The organism is Peribacillus sp. FSL E2-0218 (assembly GCF_037992945.1).
Taxonomy (GTDB): Bacteria; Bacillota; Bacilli; order Bacillales; family DSM-1321; genus Peribacillus; species Peribacillus simplex_B.
In genome coordinates, this window is record NZ_CP150304.1 from 1,902,216 (window position 1) to 1,919,530 (window position 17,315).

The 17,315-nt window shown below is 33.8% G+C and carries 31 protein-coding genes; 26 read left to right on the forward strand and 5 right to left on the reverse strand.

What is annotated here, in order from left to right; translation table 11 throughout:
* Positions 1-75: 75 nt before the first annotated feature.
* Both MHI53_RS09120 and MHI53_RS09125 read left to right on the forward strand, forming a co-directional pair.
* Positions 76-333 carry a helix-turn-helix transcriptional regulator gene (locus MHI53_RS09120; RefSeq protein WP_340373254.1) on the forward strand — a complete coding sequence of 86 codons (258 nt, stop codon included), beginning with the start codon at positions 76-78 and terminating at the stop codon, positions 331-333.
* 9 nt (positions 334-342) lie between these two features.
* A complete protein-coding gene (locus MHI53_RS09125; protein ID WP_340373663.1) occupies positions 343-603 on the forward strand; it encodes a group-specific protein in 261 nt (86 codons plus the stop codon).
* 582 nt (positions 604-1,185) lie between these two features.
* Here MHI53_RS09125 and MHI53_RS09130 read toward each other — a convergent pair.
* On the reverse strand, positions 1,186-1,494 hold the full coding sequence (locus MHI53_RS09130) for a hypothetical protein (protein ID WP_340373255.1): 309 nt from the start codon (positions 1,492-1,494) through the stop codon (positions 1,186-1,188).
* 160 nt (positions 1,495-1,654) lie between these two features.
* Between MHI53_RS09130 and MHI53_RS09135 the strand changes: the two genes are divergently transcribed.
* Positions 1,655-1,882, forward strand: a complete 228-nt coding sequence (locus MHI53_RS09135) for a hypothetical protein (protein WP_340373256.1) — start codon at positions 1,655-1,657, stop codon at positions 1,880-1,882.
* Here MHI53_RS09135 and MHI53_RS09140 read toward each other — a convergent pair.
* Positions 1,879-2,103 carry a YozE family protein gene (locus MHI53_RS09140; protein WP_340373257.1) on the reverse strand — a complete coding sequence of 75 codons (225 nt, stop codon included), beginning with the start codon at positions 2,101-2,103 and terminating at the stop codon, positions 1,879-1,881. The genes MHI53_RS09135 and MHI53_RS09140 overlap by 4 nt on opposite strands.
* Positions 2,104-2,155: 52 nt before the next feature.
* On the opposite strand from MHI53_RS09140, the gene MHI53_RS09145 reads away from it, so the two are divergent.
* The 14 genes from MHI53_RS09145 (at position 2,156) to MHI53_RS09210 (ending at position 9,698) form a co-directional block, all read left to right on the forward strand.
* A complete protein-coding gene (locus MHI53_RS09145) occupies positions 2,156-2,329 on the forward strand; it encodes a hypothetical protein (protein WP_340373728.1) in 174 nt (57 codons plus the stop codon).
* A 15-nt stretch (positions 2,330-2,344) separates the two neighbouring features.
* Positions 2,345-2,566, forward strand: a complete 222-nt coding sequence (locus MHI53_RS09150) for a hypothetical protein (RefSeq protein ID WP_340373258.1) — start codon at positions 2,345-2,347, stop codon at positions 2,564-2,566.
* 102 nt (positions 2,567-2,668) lie between these two features.
* The gene (locus tag MHI53_RS09155) at positions 2,669-2,842 is read left to right on the forward strand and encodes a hypothetical protein (protein WP_340373259.1); all 174 of its coding nucleotides are present in this window, start codon (positions 2,669-2,671) and stop codon (positions 2,840-2,842) included.
* Positions 2,839-3,387, forward strand: coding sequence for a host-nuclease inhibitor Gam family protein (locus tag MHI53_RS09160; protein WP_340373260.1), 549 nt, complete (start codon positions 2,839-2,841; stop codon positions 3,385-3,387). The genes MHI53_RS09155 and MHI53_RS09160 overlap by 4 nt, the downstream gene beginning before the upstream one ends.
* 4 nt (positions 3,388-3,391) lie before the next feature.
* On the forward strand, positions 3,392-3,988 hold the full coding sequence (locus MHI53_RS09165; protein ID WP_340373261.1) for a hypothetical protein: 597 nt from the start codon (positions 3,392-3,394) through the stop codon (positions 3,986-3,988).
* Between the two features lie 15 nt (positions 3,989-4,003).
* On the forward strand, positions 4,004-4,696 hold the full coding sequence (locus tag MHI53_RS09170; protein WP_340373262.1) for an AAA family ATPase: 693 nt from the start codon (positions 4,004-4,006) through the stop codon (positions 4,694-4,696).
* Positions 4,696-5,175, forward strand: a complete 480-nt coding sequence (locus tag MHI53_RS09175) for a DUF669 domain-containing protein (protein WP_340373263.1) — start codon at positions 4,696-4,698, stop codon at positions 5,173-5,175. The genes MHI53_RS09170 and MHI53_RS09175 overlap by 1 nt, the downstream gene beginning before the upstream one ends.
* Positions 5,176-5,250: 75 nt before the next feature.
* Complete coding sequence (locus MHI53_RS09180; protein ID WP_340373264.1) at positions 5,251-5,496, forward strand: hypothetical protein; 246 nt, start codon at positions 5,251-5,253, stop codon at positions 5,494-5,496.
* Between the two features lie 19 nt (positions 5,497-5,515).
* Positions 5,516-7,855 (forward strand): phage/plasmid primase, P4 family, encoded by a 2,340-nt coding sequence (locus tag MHI53_RS09185; RefSeq protein ID WP_340373265.1) that lies wholly within the window; start codon positions 5,516-5,518, stop codon positions 7,853-7,855.
* 294 nt (positions 7,856-8,149) lie between these two features.
* Positions 8,150-8,590: a hypothetical protein gene (locus MHI53_RS09190; protein WP_340373266.1), complete on the forward strand. Its 441-nt coding sequence runs from the start codon at positions 8,150-8,152 to the stop codon at positions 8,588-8,590.
* A 2-nt stretch (positions 8,591-8,592) separates the two neighbouring features.
* A complete protein-coding gene (locus tag MHI53_RS09195) occupies positions 8,593-9,132 on the forward strand; it encodes an ERCC4 domain-containing protein (RefSeq protein WP_340373267.1) in 540 nt (179 codons plus the stop codon).
* A 36-nt stretch (positions 9,133-9,168) separates the two neighbouring features.
* On the forward strand, positions 9,169-9,357 hold the full coding sequence (locus MHI53_RS09200; RefSeq protein WP_340373268.1) for a Fur-regulated basic protein FbpA: 189 nt from the start codon (positions 9,169-9,171) through the stop codon (positions 9,355-9,357).
* The gene (locus tag MHI53_RS09205; protein WP_340373269.1) at positions 9,347-9,484 is read left to right on the forward strand and encodes a DUF3983 domain-containing protein; all 138 of its coding nucleotides are present in this window, start codon (positions 9,347-9,349) and stop codon (positions 9,482-9,484) included. The genes MHI53_RS09200 and MHI53_RS09205 overlap by 11 nt, the downstream gene beginning before the upstream one ends.
* On the forward strand, positions 9,477-9,698 hold the full coding sequence (locus MHI53_RS09210) for a hypothetical protein (protein WP_340373270.1): 222 nt from the start codon (positions 9,477-9,479) through the stop codon (positions 9,696-9,698). Before MHI53_RS09205 ends, MHI53_RS09210 begins: the two co-directional genes overlap by 8 nt.
* 31 nt (positions 9,699-9,729) lie before the next feature.
* On the opposite strand, the gene MHI53_RS09215 is transcribed toward MHI53_RS09210, so the two are convergent.
* On the reverse strand, positions 9,730-10,131 hold the full coding sequence (locus MHI53_RS09215; protein WP_340373271.1) for a hypothetical protein: 402 nt from the start codon (positions 10,129-10,131) through the stop codon (positions 9,730-9,732).
* Between the two features lie 1,084 nt (positions 10,132-11,215).
* Positions 11,216-11,680, reverse strand: coding sequence for a hypothetical protein (locus tag MHI53_RS09220; protein WP_340373272.1), 465 nt, complete (start codon positions 11,678-11,680; stop codon positions 11,216-11,218).
* Positions 11,681-11,999: 319 nt separating this feature from the next.
* On the opposite strand from MHI53_RS09220, the gene MHI53_RS09225 reads away from it, so the two are divergent.
* The 6 genes from MHI53_RS09225 (at position 12,000) to MHI53_RS09250 (ending at position 15,120) form a co-directional block, all read left to right on the forward strand.
* Positions 12,000-12,518 (forward strand): hypothetical protein, encoded by a 519-nt coding sequence (locus MHI53_RS09225; RefSeq protein WP_340373273.1) that lies wholly within the window; start codon positions 12,000-12,002, stop codon positions 12,516-12,518.
* A 56-nt stretch (positions 12,519-12,574) separates the two neighbouring features.
* On the forward strand, positions 12,575-13,018 hold the full coding sequence (locus tag MHI53_RS09230; protein WP_340373274.1) for an ArpU family phage packaging/lysis transcriptional regulator: 444 nt from the start codon (positions 12,575-12,577) through the stop codon (positions 13,016-13,018).
* Between the two features lie 113 nt (positions 13,019-13,131).
* Positions 13,132-14,136 carry a hypothetical protein gene (locus MHI53_RS09235; protein ID WP_340373275.1) on the forward strand — a complete coding sequence of 335 codons (1,005 nt, stop codon included), beginning with the start codon at positions 13,132-13,134 and terminating at the stop codon, positions 14,134-14,136.
* Positions 14,137-14,400: 264 nt separating this feature from the next.
* On the forward strand, positions 14,401-14,652 hold the full coding sequence (locus MHI53_RS09240) for a hypothetical protein (RefSeq protein ID WP_340373276.1): 252 nt from the start codon (positions 14,401-14,403) through the stop codon (positions 14,650-14,652).
* Positions 14,653-14,693: 41 nt separating this feature from the next.
* A complete protein-coding gene (locus tag MHI53_RS09245) occupies positions 14,694-14,912 on the forward strand; it encodes a hypothetical protein (RefSeq protein WP_340373277.1) in 219 nt (72 codons plus the stop codon).
* 1 nt (position 14,913) lies between these two features.
* Positions 14,914-15,120: a hypothetical protein gene (locus tag MHI53_RS09250; RefSeq protein ID WP_340373278.1), complete on the forward strand. Its 207-nt coding sequence runs from the start codon at positions 14,914-14,916 to the stop codon at positions 15,118-15,120.
* 348 nt (positions 15,121-15,468) lie between these two features.
* On the opposite strand, the gene MHI53_RS09255 is transcribed toward MHI53_RS09250, so the two are convergent.
* Positions 15,469-15,636 carry a hypothetical protein gene (locus tag MHI53_RS09255; RefSeq protein ID WP_340373279.1) on the reverse strand — a complete coding sequence of 56 codons (168 nt, stop codon included), beginning with the start codon at positions 15,634-15,636 and terminating at the stop codon, positions 15,469-15,471.
* Between the two features lie 187 nt (positions 15,637-15,823).
* Here MHI53_RS09255 and MHI53_RS09260 point away from each other — a divergent pair, with 187 nt between their 5' ends.
* The 3 genes from MHI53_RS09260 to MHI53_RS09270 all read left to right on the forward strand — a co-directional run bounded on the left by MHI53_RS09260 (position 15,824) and on the right by MHI53_RS09270 (position 17,177).
* Positions 15,824-16,282 carry a hypothetical protein gene (locus MHI53_RS09260; protein WP_340373280.1) on the forward strand — a complete coding sequence of 153 codons (459 nt, stop codon included), beginning with the start codon at positions 15,824-15,826 and terminating at the stop codon, positions 16,280-16,282.
* Between the two features lie 90 nt (positions 16,283-16,372).
* A complete protein-coding gene (locus tag MHI53_RS09265; RefSeq protein ID WP_340373281.1) occupies positions 16,373-16,921 on the forward strand; it encodes a hypothetical protein in 549 nt (182 codons plus the stop codon).
* Positions 16,914-17,177 carry a hypothetical protein gene (locus MHI53_RS09270; protein ID WP_340373282.1) on the forward strand — a complete coding sequence of 88 codons (264 nt, stop codon included), beginning with the start codon at positions 16,914-16,916 and terminating at the stop codon, positions 17,175-17,177. The genes MHI53_RS09265 and MHI53_RS09270 overlap by 8 nt, the downstream gene beginning before the upstream one ends.
* Positions 17,178-17,315 lie beyond the last annotated feature (138 nt).

The window sequence follows — 17,315 nt, forward strand, 5'->3', positions numbered from 1 at the left end:
CATTGACATATAAAATTTAATAACCTATACTAAAAATGTTCCTAAAAAGGAACGATTTGAGAGCGAGGTGAAAAAATGGCAAATATAAATGTAGGCACCTCTCGCAGACATCAACCCTATAGAAAAATAAAAGCATACTTGGTGGAAAACAATATTTCTCAAAAGGAGCTTGGTGTCTTACTTAAAAAGAGCCAAAGTGCTATAAACCAAAAGTTAAATGGTACAGGAGGGGACTTTTCATTACGGGAAGCAAGGTTACTTTCTGAATATTATGCAATACCTACAAAGTTTTTTTTTGAAGTTGACGTTCCTAAAAAGGAACGATTGGAATGAGGTGATTATATTTTAAACGTTCAAATCAATGAAATTGAATTCAAAAAAATTTACCTTGAAAAAATTAAAGAAAGATTGAAAGAAATTGATGCTGAACTTGTCTTTTGGGACTCTAGAGAACTGGAAAGAAGAACTTGTATGTCTTGGAACACAATACAAAAAGAGTTCTTCTTTAATTCAGACTTCCCTAAAAGAAAGATCGGGGGCAAGTGGTATTTTCCAGCTAAGGAAGCTAAGGAATTTTTGTTGTTATGGATTGAAACTAGATAGTCAGGTTTATTTATTTATCAATTTAGCAAAGTTATGGTTAACGGTTATTAGCTTTGGTGTTGTTAATAGGAGGATGCATGTGCGGCAGCTCATTGACCGCAGGGAGATTGAAGGGAGGTCAATCAGAGTAGATATGGATAATCAGCTTTGTGAAATATGTAATAAACATGAACACATCCGTCTGTGTGATTTTGCAACAGGTACAGGAATCATAACCAGTGCAAATTTCAGGGAAATCACAGTTACCTGTGTCAAAAAAATTTGTGCAAATTGTGCAGTTAGGATATGGGCAGATTGCGACGTATGCCCAGAACACGCAAAAGAAGTGAAAAACAAATTATCAAAATCATAAAAAAGCCTAACCGGCTTTCTCTTTTACCCACAATGCAGAAATTGCTGAAAGGTTTTTGGCATAAATACCTGAGGGGAGGTGAGCAGGATGTCAGGTCTTAAAAAAGAATCCTCTGGAATTTGGATTTCAGAGGAAGAATTAGACAGAAGAATAAAAGCAACTAATAGGAATTTATATTTTTCTCTGGGTGCATTGCTTTTTGCATTAGGCACATTCGTCCTTATGTTGCTTCATTTCGTTAAATGCGTGTAGATGCTAAAGGCTAATGATATAAGACTAATACCAATAGCAATCCATGAAAGCCACTTTGTATGTATAAGTTCAGCTTTCCCCCACATAGACTCTTTGCCTTTGCTAGTTATATCATACCAATCTTTAAGGTATGGTCCAGGTTCGGGAGAAGGTGGAGCTTTATCGTCTAATTTAGGAATGATGTAGAGACTATCTTTCAAAAATTCCAAGTGTTTGTAATTCGGTTTTATCTTAACTTTTCCAAAAGTAGATGCAATCCAAAGCTTTAAGTAAATAGAAAGATTCATTTAATTTTTAACAGCTCCCTTCATAGGGATATTATACCAAGTTTAGGGGTGAGGAAGTTGAAAATCAATTCTAAAGAATGGTTAGCAATGACTGAGGTAGACCGTTTCATGGAAATTTATCGTGCTTATGTAAGGAGTCAAAAAAATAGGGGTGATGAATGTGGAAGAAAAAGACGTATTTGCACATCTAATGCAAGCATTTGAGCAAGCTGTTGAATATGCAGTAGCTAATGGTATGCGAGAGTGTGATGTTAGCGAGATACGACGTTCAGAACTGTTGACGGCAGTCGTGAACGAAGCATCTCAAAGATTAAAAGAAAGAAATGTTATTGGTCAAGATGGTCTAGCAGACGTAATTACCGGTCGTAGAAAGTACCATGAGTATTAAACGTTTTTCTGAGTACTTTCGTAATACATTTTGAAACTGTATTCAAAAACTCTCATAAAGCTATCAGAGTAGTTGAATTTAACGAATTCATGAAGGACTTTGTAATCCTTGGTATTTGGGAATTCATTATCTAATTCGACTTCGATAGCAATATCACCTATAGGCAATTTAACACCTTTAAATAATAATAACCATTCTTTGTAGGTTAACAATATTATCACCTACCTTTCTACCAGTATTTTAGCAGAAAGGAGATAAAAGGAGGTGAATTAATTGGAAATGGAAGCTAAAACAAGAACTGATCTTATAGGTAAAACTGGATCAGTTACTCGTAAATTAACAATTGTGGATGCAAAGGAATATCCAACTGGTACTGAAATTCGTGTATCAGACAATATGGGTGATGAATATTGGACAGGTCTTGAAGACATTGATTTGGACCTATAAAGGGAGGTGACTCAATTGGAAAAAACAATCAAATCATTTGATGTAGTTGCTGAAGCTACCCACCCATTTATTTATACCTTTACGGTAGGTAAAGAATTCGGCGGACAAACTGTGGATGACATTATCGAGCATGATGGAGTATTTAAATTGTTTAACCGCAAGGACGAGCTTATCACAGAAATACAATTGCCTGTAGTCGGTGTGAAGTATGAATATCCCTCGACAACACCCAATTAAAATAGACCCCTGTTTGCAGACAGGAGTCCAGAAAAAAATGTACAAACGCTTATAAACATTCTATACATCTTTAAACCAAAAATGCAACAGGAGGACAAATAAATGTATTTCGAAACAAAGAAAAATACTGTTTTTAGTCCTGCTAATCCTAAATTAGAGAGTCTCTATAACCTGCTTGAAAAACATGAACCGGCTCTTGGCGGAAGTCATTTCTATGATGACTTAATTGAAATATATGAAACGCTTGAAAACAATTTGAAGGAGGAAAACCAATGAATTTATTACAACAAATCGAGCTTATGGAAGTTGAGGAAATCCAATCACAGGAAACTAATTTTGAGATTACGGACATCAACAGCCTAAATTGGGCATTTCGTAAACTTTCTGCTCTTAAGTCAAAAGAGAAGGAAATTAAGCAGCTGGCAAACGTGGAACGTGATCGTATTGCCGAATGGGAGAAAGGTGAACTTTCATCCATTACGAACAGCACCAGTTTTTTCGAATCACTTATTACCTTATATCACGCTCAGCAATTGGCTGATGATCCCAAGGCTAAAACTATCAGCACACCTTATGGCAAATCTAAGACCCGTAAGTCGAAGGAGGCACCGGATAAGGCGGATGAGGAAGTAATCCTGCAATACGTGATTGAAAACGAAATGGATGAATTCATCAAGAATAGTGTGAAATGGGCTGACTTGAAGAAGTCATTGAAGATCGTGGAAATCAGTGGTGAAAAGGTTGTTGTAGATGAGAACGGCCAGATTGTACCTGGTGTAATCGTAAAACCAGAATCTATCTCTTATAGTGTGGAGGTTTAATAATATGGCAATCGTAAAAATCGAATTAGATGTTAATTGGTTGGATGAAGGAGATAATCTCGATGATTTAATTAAGAGTGAAGTTATCAGTGGTTTGCAGGATAGATTGATTCAAAAAGCAGAACAAAAAATCTTAGCGAAAATCGAGCGTGAAGCTGAGGAAAAAGCAAATGAGGTTGTTGATAGTTTCATTTACGGCGCTCTTGAAAAGAAAATTGATGATTTGAAAATACCATACAAAGAAAATAGTTGGGGATCTGAAGTAAAGCTAATTCCGATAAGCGAGTTCATTGGCATTAGATATGAACGGTATCTTACAGAAAAAACACTTGATGGAGATGGTAGGGAAGCTAAGTATTCAAGTGATAGAAAGTTGTCCATCAGTGAATATTTTATTGAAAATTATCTTGCAAAAGAGCTTACGTCTAAAGTTAGTACAATGATTCAAACTGCAAGAAAAGATGCAGAGGAAACAATCGTTAAAGCGCTTGAAAACAATCTTAAAGAACAGTTATCTTTTGATATTATTCAGCGGCTTAATATCCCTGAAATGTTAGAGAGTCTACAAAATAAAGCTGCTGAAATAGATTCTAAAGAATAGGAAGGGGGTTTGAAAATGCAAACTACCAATGGATCTGCAATTAAAAAAAGCGAAAAAGCAAAAGTCATCATTTATTCAAAGCCTGGCGATGGTAAAACAACAGTTTCCGGATTGTTACCTGGTAAGACATTGGTTCTCGATATTGACGGTACAAGCCAAGTGTTACAAGGCTACTCAAATGTCGATGTTGCCAAGATTGACTCGAGCGATCCTCACCAAAGCATTTTAGATTTTTATGCCCATGCAAAAGCCAATATCGCTAATTACGATAACATTTTTGTGGACAATCTCACACATTATCAAAAGCTTTGGTTGATGAGTAAGGGAGAAAAAACAAAAAGTGGAATGCCAGAATTAAAAGATTACGCTTTATTCGACAACCATTTGCTTAAGGTTATTGAAACATTCAATGGATTAGATGCCAACGTCATTTACACTGCCTGGGAAACTACTCGCAGCATTATCCAAGATGATGGGCAGCAATATAACCAATTCATTCCTGATATTCGGGATAAAATCGTTAATCACGTAATGGGGATTGTTCATGTTGTCGCTCGATTAATTAGGAAAGCAGACGGGACCCGCGGATTTATGTTGGAAGGTAACCAGAGCATATTTGCTAAGAATCATCTTGATGATCGTAAAGGCTGCGTGCAAGAAGAATTATTAATGTCATCCATAAATGAGAAAACAGGGGGAAATAAATAATGTCATTCTTTAAATTTGATGAAGAAAACGTAAGCACAGGATTTGAGTTAGTAGCAGAAGGTAAATACGAGGCAATCATTATTAATGCAAATGCACAAGATTTCCAGGGCCACCCAACATTAAATCTAGACTTTGAGGTGCGTTCAGATGTCCCACAAGCTCATCAGGGTGCAAAAATCTTGTATAACACTTTATATTTCCACAATGATGATCCTGAGTATAAAGAAAACAACATTAAACGCGTCAACAGTCTAATCAAAGCATGCGGCTTCCCAAATGGATTTACATTTAAAGATGCTGATGATATGGCAAAACAGCTTTTTAATAAAAATTTGGTTATTACAGTTAAGCATCAAGAAGATAAAAAAGATAAATCAAAAAAATATGCTAAAGCTAGATTCTTTGATGCATCTAAGGTTAGTCCTCCACAACAAGCAGGGCCGACAATTAATATTGGTGACGATGATCTACCATTCTAAAAAACTTAATATAGAAGTTGGTATTGTACTAGCTTCTCTTTTTTATACCCAAAAACAGTGAAAAGAGGGAAAATGATGGATCTTATTTACAATATTTCTGTTGAAAATGGAAAATACAATGTGGTTTTAACAGAAGCATATAATGTGAAATTTTTACGTGATGGAGAGGATTGGGTTGATAACCCACCTGGTTCAAAAATGTTGATTGCTTTAATGGGGGAACACGAAGACTTACAAATAGAAAACCAAAAACTGCGCGAAGCGTTACAACGAGCTTGTAATTCATTAGGAGCAGATATTGAAGATTATTTAGGAGAATAACAAGTAATCGGAGGGCAAAATGAAAGACAATCCATACAATTTCAACGAAATCCCTGCCGAATTAAAAGCCCTTCCTCAATGGCTTTTGTGGAGATCAGAAACGCGAAATAACAAACCAACAAAGGTGCCATATCAAGTAAATGGAGATATGGCCCAGGCGAATAATAGACGTACTTGGTCAACATTTGCAACAGCAGTCAAATTCTACTTAGAAGGCGACTATGACGGCATAGGGTTTGTATTTAGCCGGCAGGACAATTACATCGGAATCGATATCGATAAGTGTGTTGTGGATGGAAAGACTAATACCCTTTCAACTGAAATTATCGATACGTTAGACAGTTATACGGAGTTCTCTCCTTCTGGTACAGGAGTCCACATCATTATTAAAGGGAACTTACCACAAACTGTTTTAGGGACCGGACGAAAGAACACTAAACACGGTTTAGAAATTTACTCATATGGGCGTTACTTCAGTTTCACTGGTAATCGTGAAAATTCCAACGACGTATATGAGCGTACAGATGAAATTGCTGAAGTATTTGAGCAATATTTCGATGACAGTGATATCCAAGGCCGGGTCAACTTAGCTGAATTTGAGAAAGACGAAATCACTATTACAAACGATGCTTTATGGGGGAGAATCTTCCGAAGCAAAAACGGAGATGAAATACGTTCATTATTCAATGGGAATCTGATAAATAACGATCATTCTGCCAGTGATCTATCCCTATGTAATCACCTTGCATTTTGGACTGGCAAATCCGCAACACGAATGGATACTATGTTTCGTGAATCAGCTCTTATGCGTGATAAATGGGATGTTATCCATTTTAGAGATACAAATGAAACGTATGGCGAACGAACGATAGCAACAGCCATTTCTGCCACCTCTACAACAATATTAGATAACAAGGAACAATTCGCAGAATTCTCTTTTGACTTCCACAATGTTGAGAAAGAAGTTGTAGTGGATAAGCCAAAAAAGAAATTCCGTTTAACTGAACTTGGTAACGCAGAACGGATTGCATATGAATATGGTCATGTCATTAAATACGTTAGCGATATAGGTTGGTTCATATGGGATGGGAAACGGTGGAAGGTAGACAATAAAAAAGAAATTGAGCGCATAACAGCCAAAGTTTTGCGCAGCCTTTATAAATCTGAGGATGAATCAGAATCAAAATGGGCCCGGATGTGTGAAAGAAGAAATATTCGAATGAATAGCATTAAAGATTTAATGCCACTTGTTCCAGCTGAACGTGAAGATTTCGACAAAAATAAATTTTTATTAAATGTTGAAAATGGAATTATTGATTTGAAAACTGGGTATCTTCAGCCGCATGATCGTGAGCTTGGAATAACGAAAATCTCAAATGTTGAATTTAATGAAAATGCCAAACATCCAACTTGGTCAAATTTCTTAGATCAAATATTTAAGGGTGACAAAGAATTGATTGAATATATGCAACGGCTTGTCGGCTACTCGCTAACAGGGGACATATCAGAGCAATCAATGTATTTCTTAGTCGGCGATGGCTCAAATGGTAAATCGACATTTGTAAATACAATCAAAAAGTTAATGGGCGATTACGGATCTCAAACAAAATCAGATACGTTCATTAAGAAAAAAGATACTGGTGCAAATAATGATATCGCCAGGTTAGTAAATTCAAGGTTTGTTTCGGCCGTAGAGTCAGAGGAAGGCGAAAAATTGCAGGAATCTCTTGTAAAGACAATTACTGGTGGAGAACCAATTTTAGCTCGGTTTTTAAGACAAGAGTATTTTGAGTTCATTCCAGAATTTAAGGTTTTCTTTACAACAAATCATAAGCCGATTATTGGAGGAGTAGACGATGGTATTTGGAGACGTGTAAAAATCATCCCATTTACTCTAAATCTAAAACCACATGAGCGTGATAAAAAGTTGGAGGAAAAATTGTCATTTGAAATGTCTGGGGTTTTAAATTGGGCGATTGAGGGTTGCTTGAAGTGGCAGAGGTTAGGGCTGCAAGACCCGAAAGTCGTAACAGATGCAACAGGTAACTACAAAGAAGAAATGGATATTTTAGCGCCATTCTTGGGTGAAATTTGTTACATTGATGAGCCGAAAAATGAAGCAATCAAAATCGAAGCGAAAGAATTATACAACGTTTATGACAATTGGTGCTTTAAATCAGGTGAACGCACATTAGGGAACAGATCATTTTATCGAATGTTAGAAACAAAAGGTTTCGGTAAATTGAAGGGTGCTGGCAATAAAACGTATTTAACAGGAATTACCTTGAAAGAAAGAATGCCAGTTACTAAAGAGGTTACTGAAACTGAACAAAACAGCTTTTTTAAGGTCATTAAATAACTGTTTTGATGCTTTAATAACTTTAAATAACTTTTTGAAAAACTAGTATTACCAAGGGTTTGGGTTAACTTTTATTGTTATTTAGTTACTTTAGTTATTTGGTTTTCTATTAATTAAAAAAATAAAAAAATATATAAGTATTATTAGGAGCAGTAATACCCAAATACCGATAACAATAATAACTTTCCGTCTCAATCCCTTGTGGCTCTTAGGGTTAAAGGGTTTTTCTTTAATAACTATTTCTGTTTTTTGAATAACTTCATGATTTTTCAATAACTCGAAGGAGTGATTTCCATGCAAGTACTAATGATCCTAAGCCAAATATGGAAATCGGGTGCAAACATCTATTTTGATGAATCGGATGACCGGATAGCGATAAAAAATCAACAATTAATTCCGCCAGAAGTGATGGAAGTTGCAGAACGAGATTACGTAGCAATTGAGAAATGGTTTAATTCATGGAATAACGCTAGTGCTGAAAAGATCACTCTTATGAAAATGGTTCATCAAATCTGCGGATGGCAGCATAACGAAAAATTAAATGATTGGTTATGCAATGAAAATGGCACATTTGCTTTATTTGATGAATGGATGTGTTCACTTGCTAGAAATGGATGGAAAGATATTTACGAAGATTTTCGACAATATGAATATGATGAATCTAACAAAATGGCTAGAGAATTATACATACGTGCTGTCAACTATGCCAAAAAGCAAAATAAAGCAGGTGAATGAAATTGATTTCCTACCATTACTCAGATGCGGAATTAAATAAAATCTTAAAAACAATAACGATCGTTGTTGATACCCGTGAAAATGTAAACGGTCATATATTGGATTATTTGCGCCAAAAAGATATCCCAGTAAGAATTCAAAAACTGGACACTGGTGATTATGGCTGCATGATACCCAAAAATCCAGATTTGGGAATAGGGCGCGACATTTATTTAAGCAGTCGAGTAGAACGTAAAGCTCATATCGACGAAATTACAGGAAATCTTCAAAAAGATACACAAACAGCTTTTGAAAATGAATTAATTCGTTCTAAAGACATTCCCTTTACTTTAATTGTGGAGGATTTGAACGGATATGAAAAAATGCTGAAAGGAAAATATCGATCCAAATATAATCCATTAGCTTTACTCGGAAGACTAAATACTTTCAAAGCAAAATACAACTTTGAAATTGTTTATTTAGATCAAAAATTCAGTGGGAATTGGATATATCACCATTTTTATTATCAGGCAAAACATTATCTTAGGACCGGTGCTTTTTGATCTTAAAAAGTTAGAACTACTGAAATGAGGATTTTTATGATAGGTACTGTATCTACTAATCAATTAAATAAATCGATAGAGCTGCAAAGGGATTTTTATAAATCTGAGCTTTTAAATATGGGATATTTAAAAACGCCGGATAACAGACAACTTTATGAATTAACTTTGAGCGAATTGGAGGATATCTATAAAGCTGAAAAAGCGAGGGAAAAACATGACGGATAAACAAAAGCGCCGATTAAAAAAGTATCTAGCCAAAAGAGAAAAAGATCGCTTGAATCGTGCTTGGAGAAACATCTTTGTTAAGTCTGGTTATTTAAAAAGTAACGAAGGGGCTGATATTCATGGCTAAGGTTCAGCCGGTTGTTATCCGCCGCCAACATAAACATGAAGCAGAACAAGCTATCAAGGATTTATTAGTGAGGGGATTTGAAGTTGTTTCCCCTCTTAAACAGGAAAATCCACAATCTGAAGTCCTTAATATTTATTCTTTTGAACAAAAGAGATTCCAAGTAGAAGATTTTTCTTCTCCTTGGATCGCTAAGCTGATGAGAGTCGTACAGTAGACGCAAACTGTGCAATAAAAAAGTACAAACCTTATGGTCTGTACCCGTATGCAAACACAAACATAAAAGTAAAAAATAAAAAAATGAAAGTGGATGGAATGAAACTTACCACAACCCATCCTTTAGCTATTCTGCTTTGTCTGCTTGTATACCATTTGAAATAAATAAAAACAAGAATTACCACCAAAGGCCAGAAATAATAACTAGCCATAGTATCAACCCAACCTGAATTTTTATCCCAGTAAGCGTCCGGTACAGGAAGGATATTCTCATATTGTTTATCAATTTTATTTTTAGTTGTGATAAAGATATAAGTAATCACAGAATAATAAGCTACTATTGTGGCTTTTATCCACCAAAATATAAACCTATTAGAAATTACTACTAAAAAGATAATTGCTAATGTGTAATATACGCCAGTGTATTGTCCCAATAGAATCACCTCCACTCTCTAGTTACCCATGTCAGTTTATTAATCTAAATTAGATGGGTTTTTCAAATAAGAACTAAGTATGTAGCCACAATCTTAACAATAGTAAGAAACAATCTTGGACAGTTTATTCCTAGAATTATCATAGGAAAACATTCGAACAAATTTAAACCCGGTTCCAAGAGCACCTTTCTTATTATTGTTTGGATTACATTTAGGGCATTGGTCGTCGTTCATTTACCTTTACACACTCCTTATTTGTATAATTTTGCTAATTAATAGGATACCACATTAATTTATATTTTTACTATTCTTAAGGAGTATTAATGTTTAACTTCACATTACGAATAAACGGTGATGCAACAAAAATCGAAAGGTTGATGAAGATGAAAAAGAAAATTGCGTTGTTTGTTTTAGGCGTTACATCATTGTATCTTTGGTAGGTTGTACGACAGAAGCAGATACGGTTTCTGAGAATCTTTCAAAGACAGCAGATTCTTTTGAAGTACAGATAAGAGTAGTATTTTTCAATGGTATAACAGACAAATATCTTCTTACTGTTGAAAGGCTATATGCACTTAATACTGAAAGTGGTAAGAAGCTAACTGTCACTTGCAAAGTTGGAGAAGGTCAATACAAGAAGCATTACCTTGGATTGAGTGATAACGTAAGCTACTTTGTAGAACAAACAGATGCGAAGTACGAAGATGCATACCACTATAAAGTGTTATTTAGACCGGAAGAAATCATTCCAGACATTGACTTACAGACAAGTAAATAAAGAATGTCGCAATACGAATAAACCAGGGAAGGAGCCAACTCATGAAAGAACTAGCCGAGCTCAGGAGAATTCTAGATGGCCAAAAGACCGTTCAACAAGACGGTTAAAACCTTTGCTGGATGAGATTTAAAGTTCCTATATCCAAACGGGCAATAAGGTGAGAAGTCAGAAAGAGACCGTTAAAAAATCAATTCAAATAAAAGATGGCACATTTCAAGGCAGCTCGTTTGGCGATGAAGGAGCTTTATCATTATAAATACAACAGGAAATAAAAATGAACCCAGGATAAAACCTGGATTCAGTAACTTATAAACGCTCACCATAATATTTTTTTTCTTCAATTGGGTGATCTAGATGGAATTCTTTTGCACAAAATATAAACCTACTATCTATATCGAAGCCAGCTTTATTTAAAACTTCTTCAGTGCCATGTGGTCCTGTCCCAGAGTAACCACTACTACACCCTGATAGATGAAGTTCATTTCCATTTTTGTCTTTAAGTATAAGGGCACTATAAATCAGATTATTGTTTTTACTGATTTCTTTATCAATTTTAGCTTCTGTAAAACGGTCGAATTGATCTTTAACGGCTTCAAATAAAGCTACACTTTTATCTGTAACGCCGCGGTCATCGCCATAATCTTTAATGATCATAATATTTCGTTTTTCCGATTCCTTATACAGTTGGAACTTTTGGTAGGTTGCACCATTTGTTGTACAAATGATTGGTTTTTCTAAATACTGTTTTTTACTTGAGGATCGATTAAACATTACATCCCTCCTAAAAAGTTATTTTATAAGTTTATTAGGAGAAAAAGAGATTAGTACAATAAAGATTAAAAAATTTAAAACAACGTTTTAATTTAAATTAATTTTGCATAAGGAGGGTAATTAATTATGAAAAAAAAGGAATTTAGGAACAGAGGTATGAAAGAACTAGCCAAGCTTAGAAGAATTGTGGACGACCAAAAATAAATGAAGAATCAAGACAACAAGCTGCTACTGAAAGATTTTCTAAGGCTAGAAACGCTTTGTAGTTAAAGGAAAACAAAAATTCAAATCTAATCTGAATATAAAGGGTGCCGTTACTATGTCAAACACGAAATTGAACGTATTATTCAAGAAAATGCAAAAGGATGATAAAAAGGAAGTTCTGGAGTTTCATGTGCAAGGTAATGAGCTGCCAAATACTCAGGAGCTTATCGGTTCAGCTGGATCTATTGTTATTTTAAATGTGGAGGAGAGTACAGCTGGAACATTCAATGCGGAATTTGTATCTGTACAGAAGGACTCTAAGAAAACCACCCTTAAATTTAATATTAAAGGCGATTCAGATGACAAGGTAATTAAGCTGTATCCACACGCTGGTAAAAGCGTCACGTTGTTTATGGAACCGTCCCAAATGTCTGTAGACGATTTCTATGAGGAGGAAGAACACGAAGGTATCGAATATCAAATTGGTCAAGATGGTACGGCGATTGTTTCTCCAAATCAGATGACTTTGGATGATGTGGCCCAGGACGAAGAGAGTGAAAATCAGGGTGTCCCTGGTAGCGACGATGATTCGTTTGCCCAGGTTACCCTAAGTAATGACGATTCTTTAGAATAATTTGTTTGGCCCTGGGCTCCTGCCTGGGGAACCTCTTTAGAAAATGGAGGAATATCATGAGTTTTGAATTACCTGAATTGGATCGAAAAGCCACTCAAACGGCTGTGGAGGCTGAATTAGAGAAATATCGATTATATAAGTACTTAATCTTCGAGGAACGCGAGGCTTCAGTTACTGCCAGTTCGGAGGAAAGATTTCATGGTCCAACTAATATGACTAGCGATCAAACAGGTTCCATTGCCATCTATAATGCAGATCAGCAGAAATATCGCAGAGATTATTGTAAGCGTGTTGAATGGGCTGTTCGAAGACTGCCTAATATGGAACGTTTTCTTATTGAGGAAAGATATATGTCAGAGGATGCAGAGTACTTGTCTGACTATAATGTGTATTGCTTTAAATTTCAGCCACCCATTTCTGAAAAGAAATATTCAAAGATTAGATGGAAAGCTTTTTATAAAATAGCATTGAACTTAAATCTTGCTATCACTAAGAAATAGTTAATGTATTATTTGAAAAAATTGCAATTAATTAGTTATAAATGACTATAAAGTGACGTGTTGTTGGTGTATAATTATATATCTTAGGAAAATGTAACCATTGGAGGGCTATTATGTATAGTAGTGATTATACACCGTTGAGTAAAATATTTTTTTCATTAGCAGGGATAGCTGCAATTTGCTTACTAATATTATTATTATTTATGAAAATAACTGAACTAAAAAAAAATGCAGTTAAAAGGAAAAGAATAAACTACAAAAGGTTAATCTTTAGATATTACCAAAGAGAAGATTTGAGTAGATATAAATTATATAAATTACGTAAGATACTAATTAAAATGGATAGATCTTATACAAAAGAATTTGATTACATTAATATTCAAAGTAGTCAGTTTATGAAGGAACCTGAGGTTATTATTGATTCGAAAATTGTAGATAAAAGACTAGAATACTATAAAAGTAATAAAATTTATCTTAAAAAGGAAGCTTTAGAAAATATAAAGGATTTACTTAAGAAAAAATCGGTTCTTATTAAAGTGAAGGAGTATTATCAAGTTCAAGAAAGAAATGCCGCATATACCAAATTAATACTTCGGCGTGACTCTAGATATTATGGGTTTGAGGAGCTATTTAAAGATATCTTCATTCAGAGAATAATCTATTTAAGTAAAATAGTAGAACAATGTAAATTAATACAGAATGAATTGGCTTTAAATATTGTTGAGTGTGAAGAAAATATTAGAAGAAACGAAAGAAATGTTAAGTTTGATGTAGTTGGAAAAATAATTGAAACAACTTTTTCTATTATTACTGCACCAATTCGACATGGTGCAAATTTGGTCAATGGTATAGCTACTGGTGATTCTAAGAAAGCATGGAAAAGTGGAGCTATGCTTGGATTAACAGTAGTAGGTATAGGAGCAGTGGGGGATGCATTAGACGTCTTAGATGGTCTGGATTCTATTGATTTATCAACAGATTTGCCATCTGGTGAACAAGAATTCGTTAGACCTTTTGATCGTACTTTGGAAGATGGAACTACTATATGGGTAGATGGTGATGGGGATACGAATACAGATTTAACAGTTGAAGAAGGCGGTGGATTTACCCGCAATTAATATAAAGCTATGATTTACTTGTTTGATTATAAAATAATTTTAGAAGGCGAAATTATTACAAAAAAAAGAAGGAAATAAATCGAAAAAAAGACGGGAATAAATCGTGTTATTTGAATATAAGCATGGTAAATTTATATCATCAAGAATAAAGAAAAGGGGCGGCACTTATTGAGTGTCGTCTTTTTCATGTCAGTATTTGACGAACGATAGTATTTGTCCATTTATTTCCTTTCGTTGATAATTAGGGCGAAGGGTGGTGAATAAATGACATATTATGAAGATGAAATACCTGAGGATTTAGTAACAGGAGAAGTATATACATCTAGAGAAATAAAAATATTTTTACAGGAAAACCGTAATATTGTAGTTTTGGCAGACTATGATTTTTTGCCAGATAATAATAAAATAAAATATGTAATCAAAAACAATATATCAAAGTATATTCACAGAAATGAAAATCATACATATATGATTCCAAGCATTGAGTCGGTTATTTATGAAATCGAAAAGGTTTAATAGAAGGGAATTAATATGCTAAATCAAAAGGAAGTGATTGAATGAAAAATTATATTGTTACTTATACTTTATCTGAAAACCTTAAATTAAATAGGACCTTGGCTGCTGAAAATAAAGAAGAGATTAAAGAGATTGTATTCGGCAATAAAGAAGTTGAATATGAAGCTTATAGTATTTATCATCGTTTTTCTTTAGATAATTGTATTCTTGTTACTATACAAGAAATTAAGGAAACTGATGAATGGGGAGAAGAAATTTAATATGCGAAAAGCATTAGTCAAAGATCCTTCTAATGGTGAAAAAGTAGAGGCTTCTACATATTTTATTAAAGTACACCATAAGAGCGGAAAAATTATCCCTTTAGAAGTTGACCGATATACTTATGAAGATGTATTCGAATACATTAAAGAAGAATATTCGCATGATATGGATTACATTCAAAGTATCAGTATTGAAGTTAAGAGCTAAGCAGCCATTAATATAGGTGCTTTTTTTACATTATCTACCTCAAAGAATATTGTTACGCATTCCGTCCTTTGTTGATTATATCTTAAGCGCCTATCCGGGGGGAGGAGTTTTTTGTAGAAAAAAACGAGGATAAGCCGATATAATATCTAAAGTTAACAATGGAGTGATTAATTAAGTGATAGATATTTTTTGGCTAATCAATTATTACCCAACAGAAATGTTAGTGTTTGCATTATTTTTTTTCATATTCTTCTTTTTAATCTCAACAAGATATTGGATGTCTACAAATTTAGTATTATTTTTTATTACAGCGGGATTAGGTGGACTTGTATATCTGGTTGATTTACCTCAAGCTGAAAATAGGGTTTTGACAGCTAATATCCTATTGTATTTGTCATTTAGCTGGGGAGGGAATTTCTTTTCCGCTCCATTTGTTTGTGCCAGGTGGTTCATTTCATTTGTTGAATCAAACAGTAAAAAATAAACTTGTCCTAAAGTTAAAGTCCCAATAAACATTAGAGCACCCTATGGAACTAAATTGATTAATAAGTATTGAGTCTATAATAAACATTATGCTTTTGTTATTTTTGCAAAATGGAGAGATTGACAAATGAATTGAGCGAGTTTCTACAACAGATTAACTAAAACCTTAAAATCGCCGATATTATAAAAAAATAATTATTTAAGGGAGAAGAATATCGGCATGTCATCAACATATGAATTTCACTTACAGTTTCAATCATTTATGGAAGAGTATAAGTGGCCAATAATAATTTTTATGATTATAATATTTTCTGTAATGAAACGCATTAGTAAAGATAAAACAATAGAAAATATTATGGAACAGGAAAAACTGCTTAATAATGATATTATTCTTTATGTTTTAAACGATAATGTTGAAGCTATTAAAAATAAGTTAGAACAAAGGGGGTATGGTGGGAATTTTATAGCGAGAACTGGAGAATCAGCATTAGAAATTGCCATAATAAATAAAAATAAATATATGATTGCTTACTTAATAAAATATGGAGCAATTCCTCTACCAAAAGATTTAAAAGAAGCCATGGCAAGTAATAATACAGAAATTATTGAAATGATAAAAACAGGAAAGCACCTTAATGTAATAAAAGAATATGAACTTTTAACAAAAAAAACAATATAGTTATTATTCAGCATCCAAGATGAGGGTGCTTTTAATTTTGCAGGAAATTATCTCCTTTTGTCGAATTACTGGTTGAAAGGGGGCTAGAAATTGGCTAGAAAGCATTCTTATTTTTTTAAAATAGTTACATTAAAATATTTAAAGGGCGTTTTATTTTTACTTATAGCTTCATTTTCTTTCTTTTTAATTTATAAATGTTTTCAGAGACTAGATATTAGTAAACCAGGAACCTCTGCTTGGGTAGGAGTAATAGTAGGGTCACTAGTCTCAGGTTTTCTCTCATACCTTGGCGCCGAAAGAGTAAAAGTAAGAGAGATAAAAAAACAGGAAATGAAAGAGAGAAAGGTACAGATCTATGTGCCGTTATATGAGGATTTATTAGGTTTTGATAATTACTTGAAAAGTAAACCTTATCCTAATACTTTAACGGTTGAAACGTTTTATGCCGATAAAGCATATTCATTTACTGAATGGACAACTATAAAAACTGATTCCCGTTTCCTATCAGTAAATCCAAAACTGAAAAATGATTTGAATAAGTTAGAGGAATTAATAGTATACTATGACAAATTAAAGGATGATTTTACTTATAATGTATTTAAAGTTATAGATAGATACTACGCGGAAGAATGTGGATAATTGGCCAGCTGGAAGGAATATGGTTGCTAGTTACTTGTTAGAGAATAATGAAAAATTTGTTAAAGAATTAGTGTCAAATAAATTTGATGAACAAATGGCTAGAGAAATAATGTATGAGGTAGCTGGTTTGAAAGCAACATGTGCATTTAATTCACATTATGAAAAAATCAAAACACTGTCAGATGATTTATTACAGTGTCTAGAAGTAATTATTAAAGAAGTTGATAAACAAATTTATGGTCGAATTTTGTTTTAGCATCCAAATTATATTGGGTGCTTTTTCTTTCGGAGAAAGAAGGTATTATCGACAAAAGGAGAGAATGTTTTACAAGCTTGCTTTTATTCTTAAGATTGAAGTTTATAATAATAATGAGCATTTATAAAAATGCTTCTA

What these genes read in the sequence shown, in the direction of transcription:
- MHI53_RS09120 (WP_340373254.1), top strand. Translation starts at nt 76, where the DNA reads ATGGCAAATATAAATGTAGGCACCTCTCGCAGACATCAACCCTATAGA.
- MHI53_RS09130 (WP_340373255.1), bottom strand. Translation starts at nt 1,494, where the DNA reads ATGAATCTTTCTATTTACTTAAAGCTTTGGATTGCATCTACTTTTGGA.
- MHI53_RS09155 (WP_340373259.1), top strand. Translation starts at nt 2,669, where the DNA reads ATGTATTTCGAAACAAAGAAAAATACTGTTTTTAGTCCTGCTAATCCT.
- MHI53_RS09160 (WP_340373260.1), top strand. Translation starts at nt 2,839, where the DNA reads ATGAATTTATTACAACAAATCGAGCTTATGGAAGTTGAGGAAATCCAA.
- MHI53_RS09165 (WP_340373261.1), top strand. Translation starts at nt 3,392, where the DNA reads ATGGCAATCGTAAAAATCGAATTAGATGTTAATTGGTTGGATGAAGGA.
- MHI53_RS09170 (WP_340373262.1), top strand. Translation starts at nt 4,004, where the DNA reads ATGCAAACTACCAATGGATCTGCAATTAAAAAAAGCGAAAAAGCAAAA.
- MHI53_RS09175 (WP_340373263.1), top strand. Translation starts at nt 4,696, where the DNA reads ATGTCATTCTTTAAATTTGATGAAGAAAACGTAAGCACAGGATTTGAG.
- MHI53_RS09180 (WP_340373264.1), top strand. Translation starts at nt 5,251, where the DNA reads ATGGATCTTATTTACAATATTTCTGTTGAAAATGGAAAATACAATGTG.
- MHI53_RS09185 (WP_340373265.1), top strand. Translation starts at nt 5,516, where the DNA reads ATGAAAGACAATCCATACAATTTCAACGAAATCCCTGCCGAATTAAAA.
- MHI53_RS09190 (WP_340373266.1), top strand. Translation starts at nt 8,150, where the DNA reads ATGCAAGTACTAATGATCCTAAGCCAAATATGGAAATCGGGTGCAAAC.
- MHI53_RS09200 (WP_340373268.1), top strand. Translation starts at nt 9,169, where the DNA reads ATGATAGGTACTGTATCTACTAATCAATTAAATAAATCGATAGAGCTG.
- MHI53_RS09205 (WP_340373269.1), top strand. Translation starts at nt 9,347, where the DNA reads ATGACGGATAAACAAAAGCGCCGATTAAAAAAGTATCTAGCCAAAAGA.
- MHI53_RS09210 (WP_340373270.1), top strand. Translation starts at nt 9,477, where the DNA reads ATGGCTAAGGTTCAGCCGGTTGTTATCCGCCGCCAACATAAACATGAA.
- MHI53_RS09220 (WP_340373272.1), bottom strand. Translation starts at nt 11,680, where the DNA reads ATGTTTAATCGATCCTCAAGTAAAAAACAGTATTTAGAAAAACCAATC.
- MHI53_RS09225 (WP_340373273.1), top strand. Translation starts at nt 12,000, where the DNA reads ATGTCAAACACGAAATTGAACGTATTATTCAAGAAAATGCAAAAGGAT.
- MHI53_RS09230 (WP_340373274.1), top strand. Translation starts at nt 12,575, where the DNA reads ATGAGTTTTGAATTACCTGAATTGGATCGAAAAGCCACTCAAACGGCT.
- MHI53_RS09235 (WP_340373275.1), top strand. Translation starts at nt 13,132, where the DNA reads ATGTATAGTAGTGATTATACACCGTTGAGTAAAATATTTTTTTCATTA.
- MHI53_RS09240 (WP_340373276.1), top strand. Translation starts at nt 14,401, where the DNA reads ATGACATATTATGAAGATGAAATACCTGAGGATTTAGTAACAGGAGAA.
- MHI53_RS09245 (WP_340373277.1), top strand. Translation starts at nt 14,694, where the DNA reads ATGAAAAATTATATTGTTACTTATACTTTATCTGAAAACCTTAAATTA.
- MHI53_RS09250 (WP_340373278.1), top strand. Translation starts at nt 14,914, where the DNA reads ATGCGAAAAGCATTAGTCAAAGATCCTTCTAATGGTGAAAAAGTAGAG.
- MHI53_RS09255 (WP_340373279.1), bottom strand. Translation starts at nt 15,636, where the DNA reads ATGTTTATTGGGACTTTAACTTTAGGACAAGTTTATTTTTTACTGTTT.
- MHI53_RS09260 (WP_340373280.1), top strand. Translation starts at nt 15,824, where the DNA reads ATGTCATCAACATATGAATTTCACTTACAGTTTCAATCATTTATGGAA.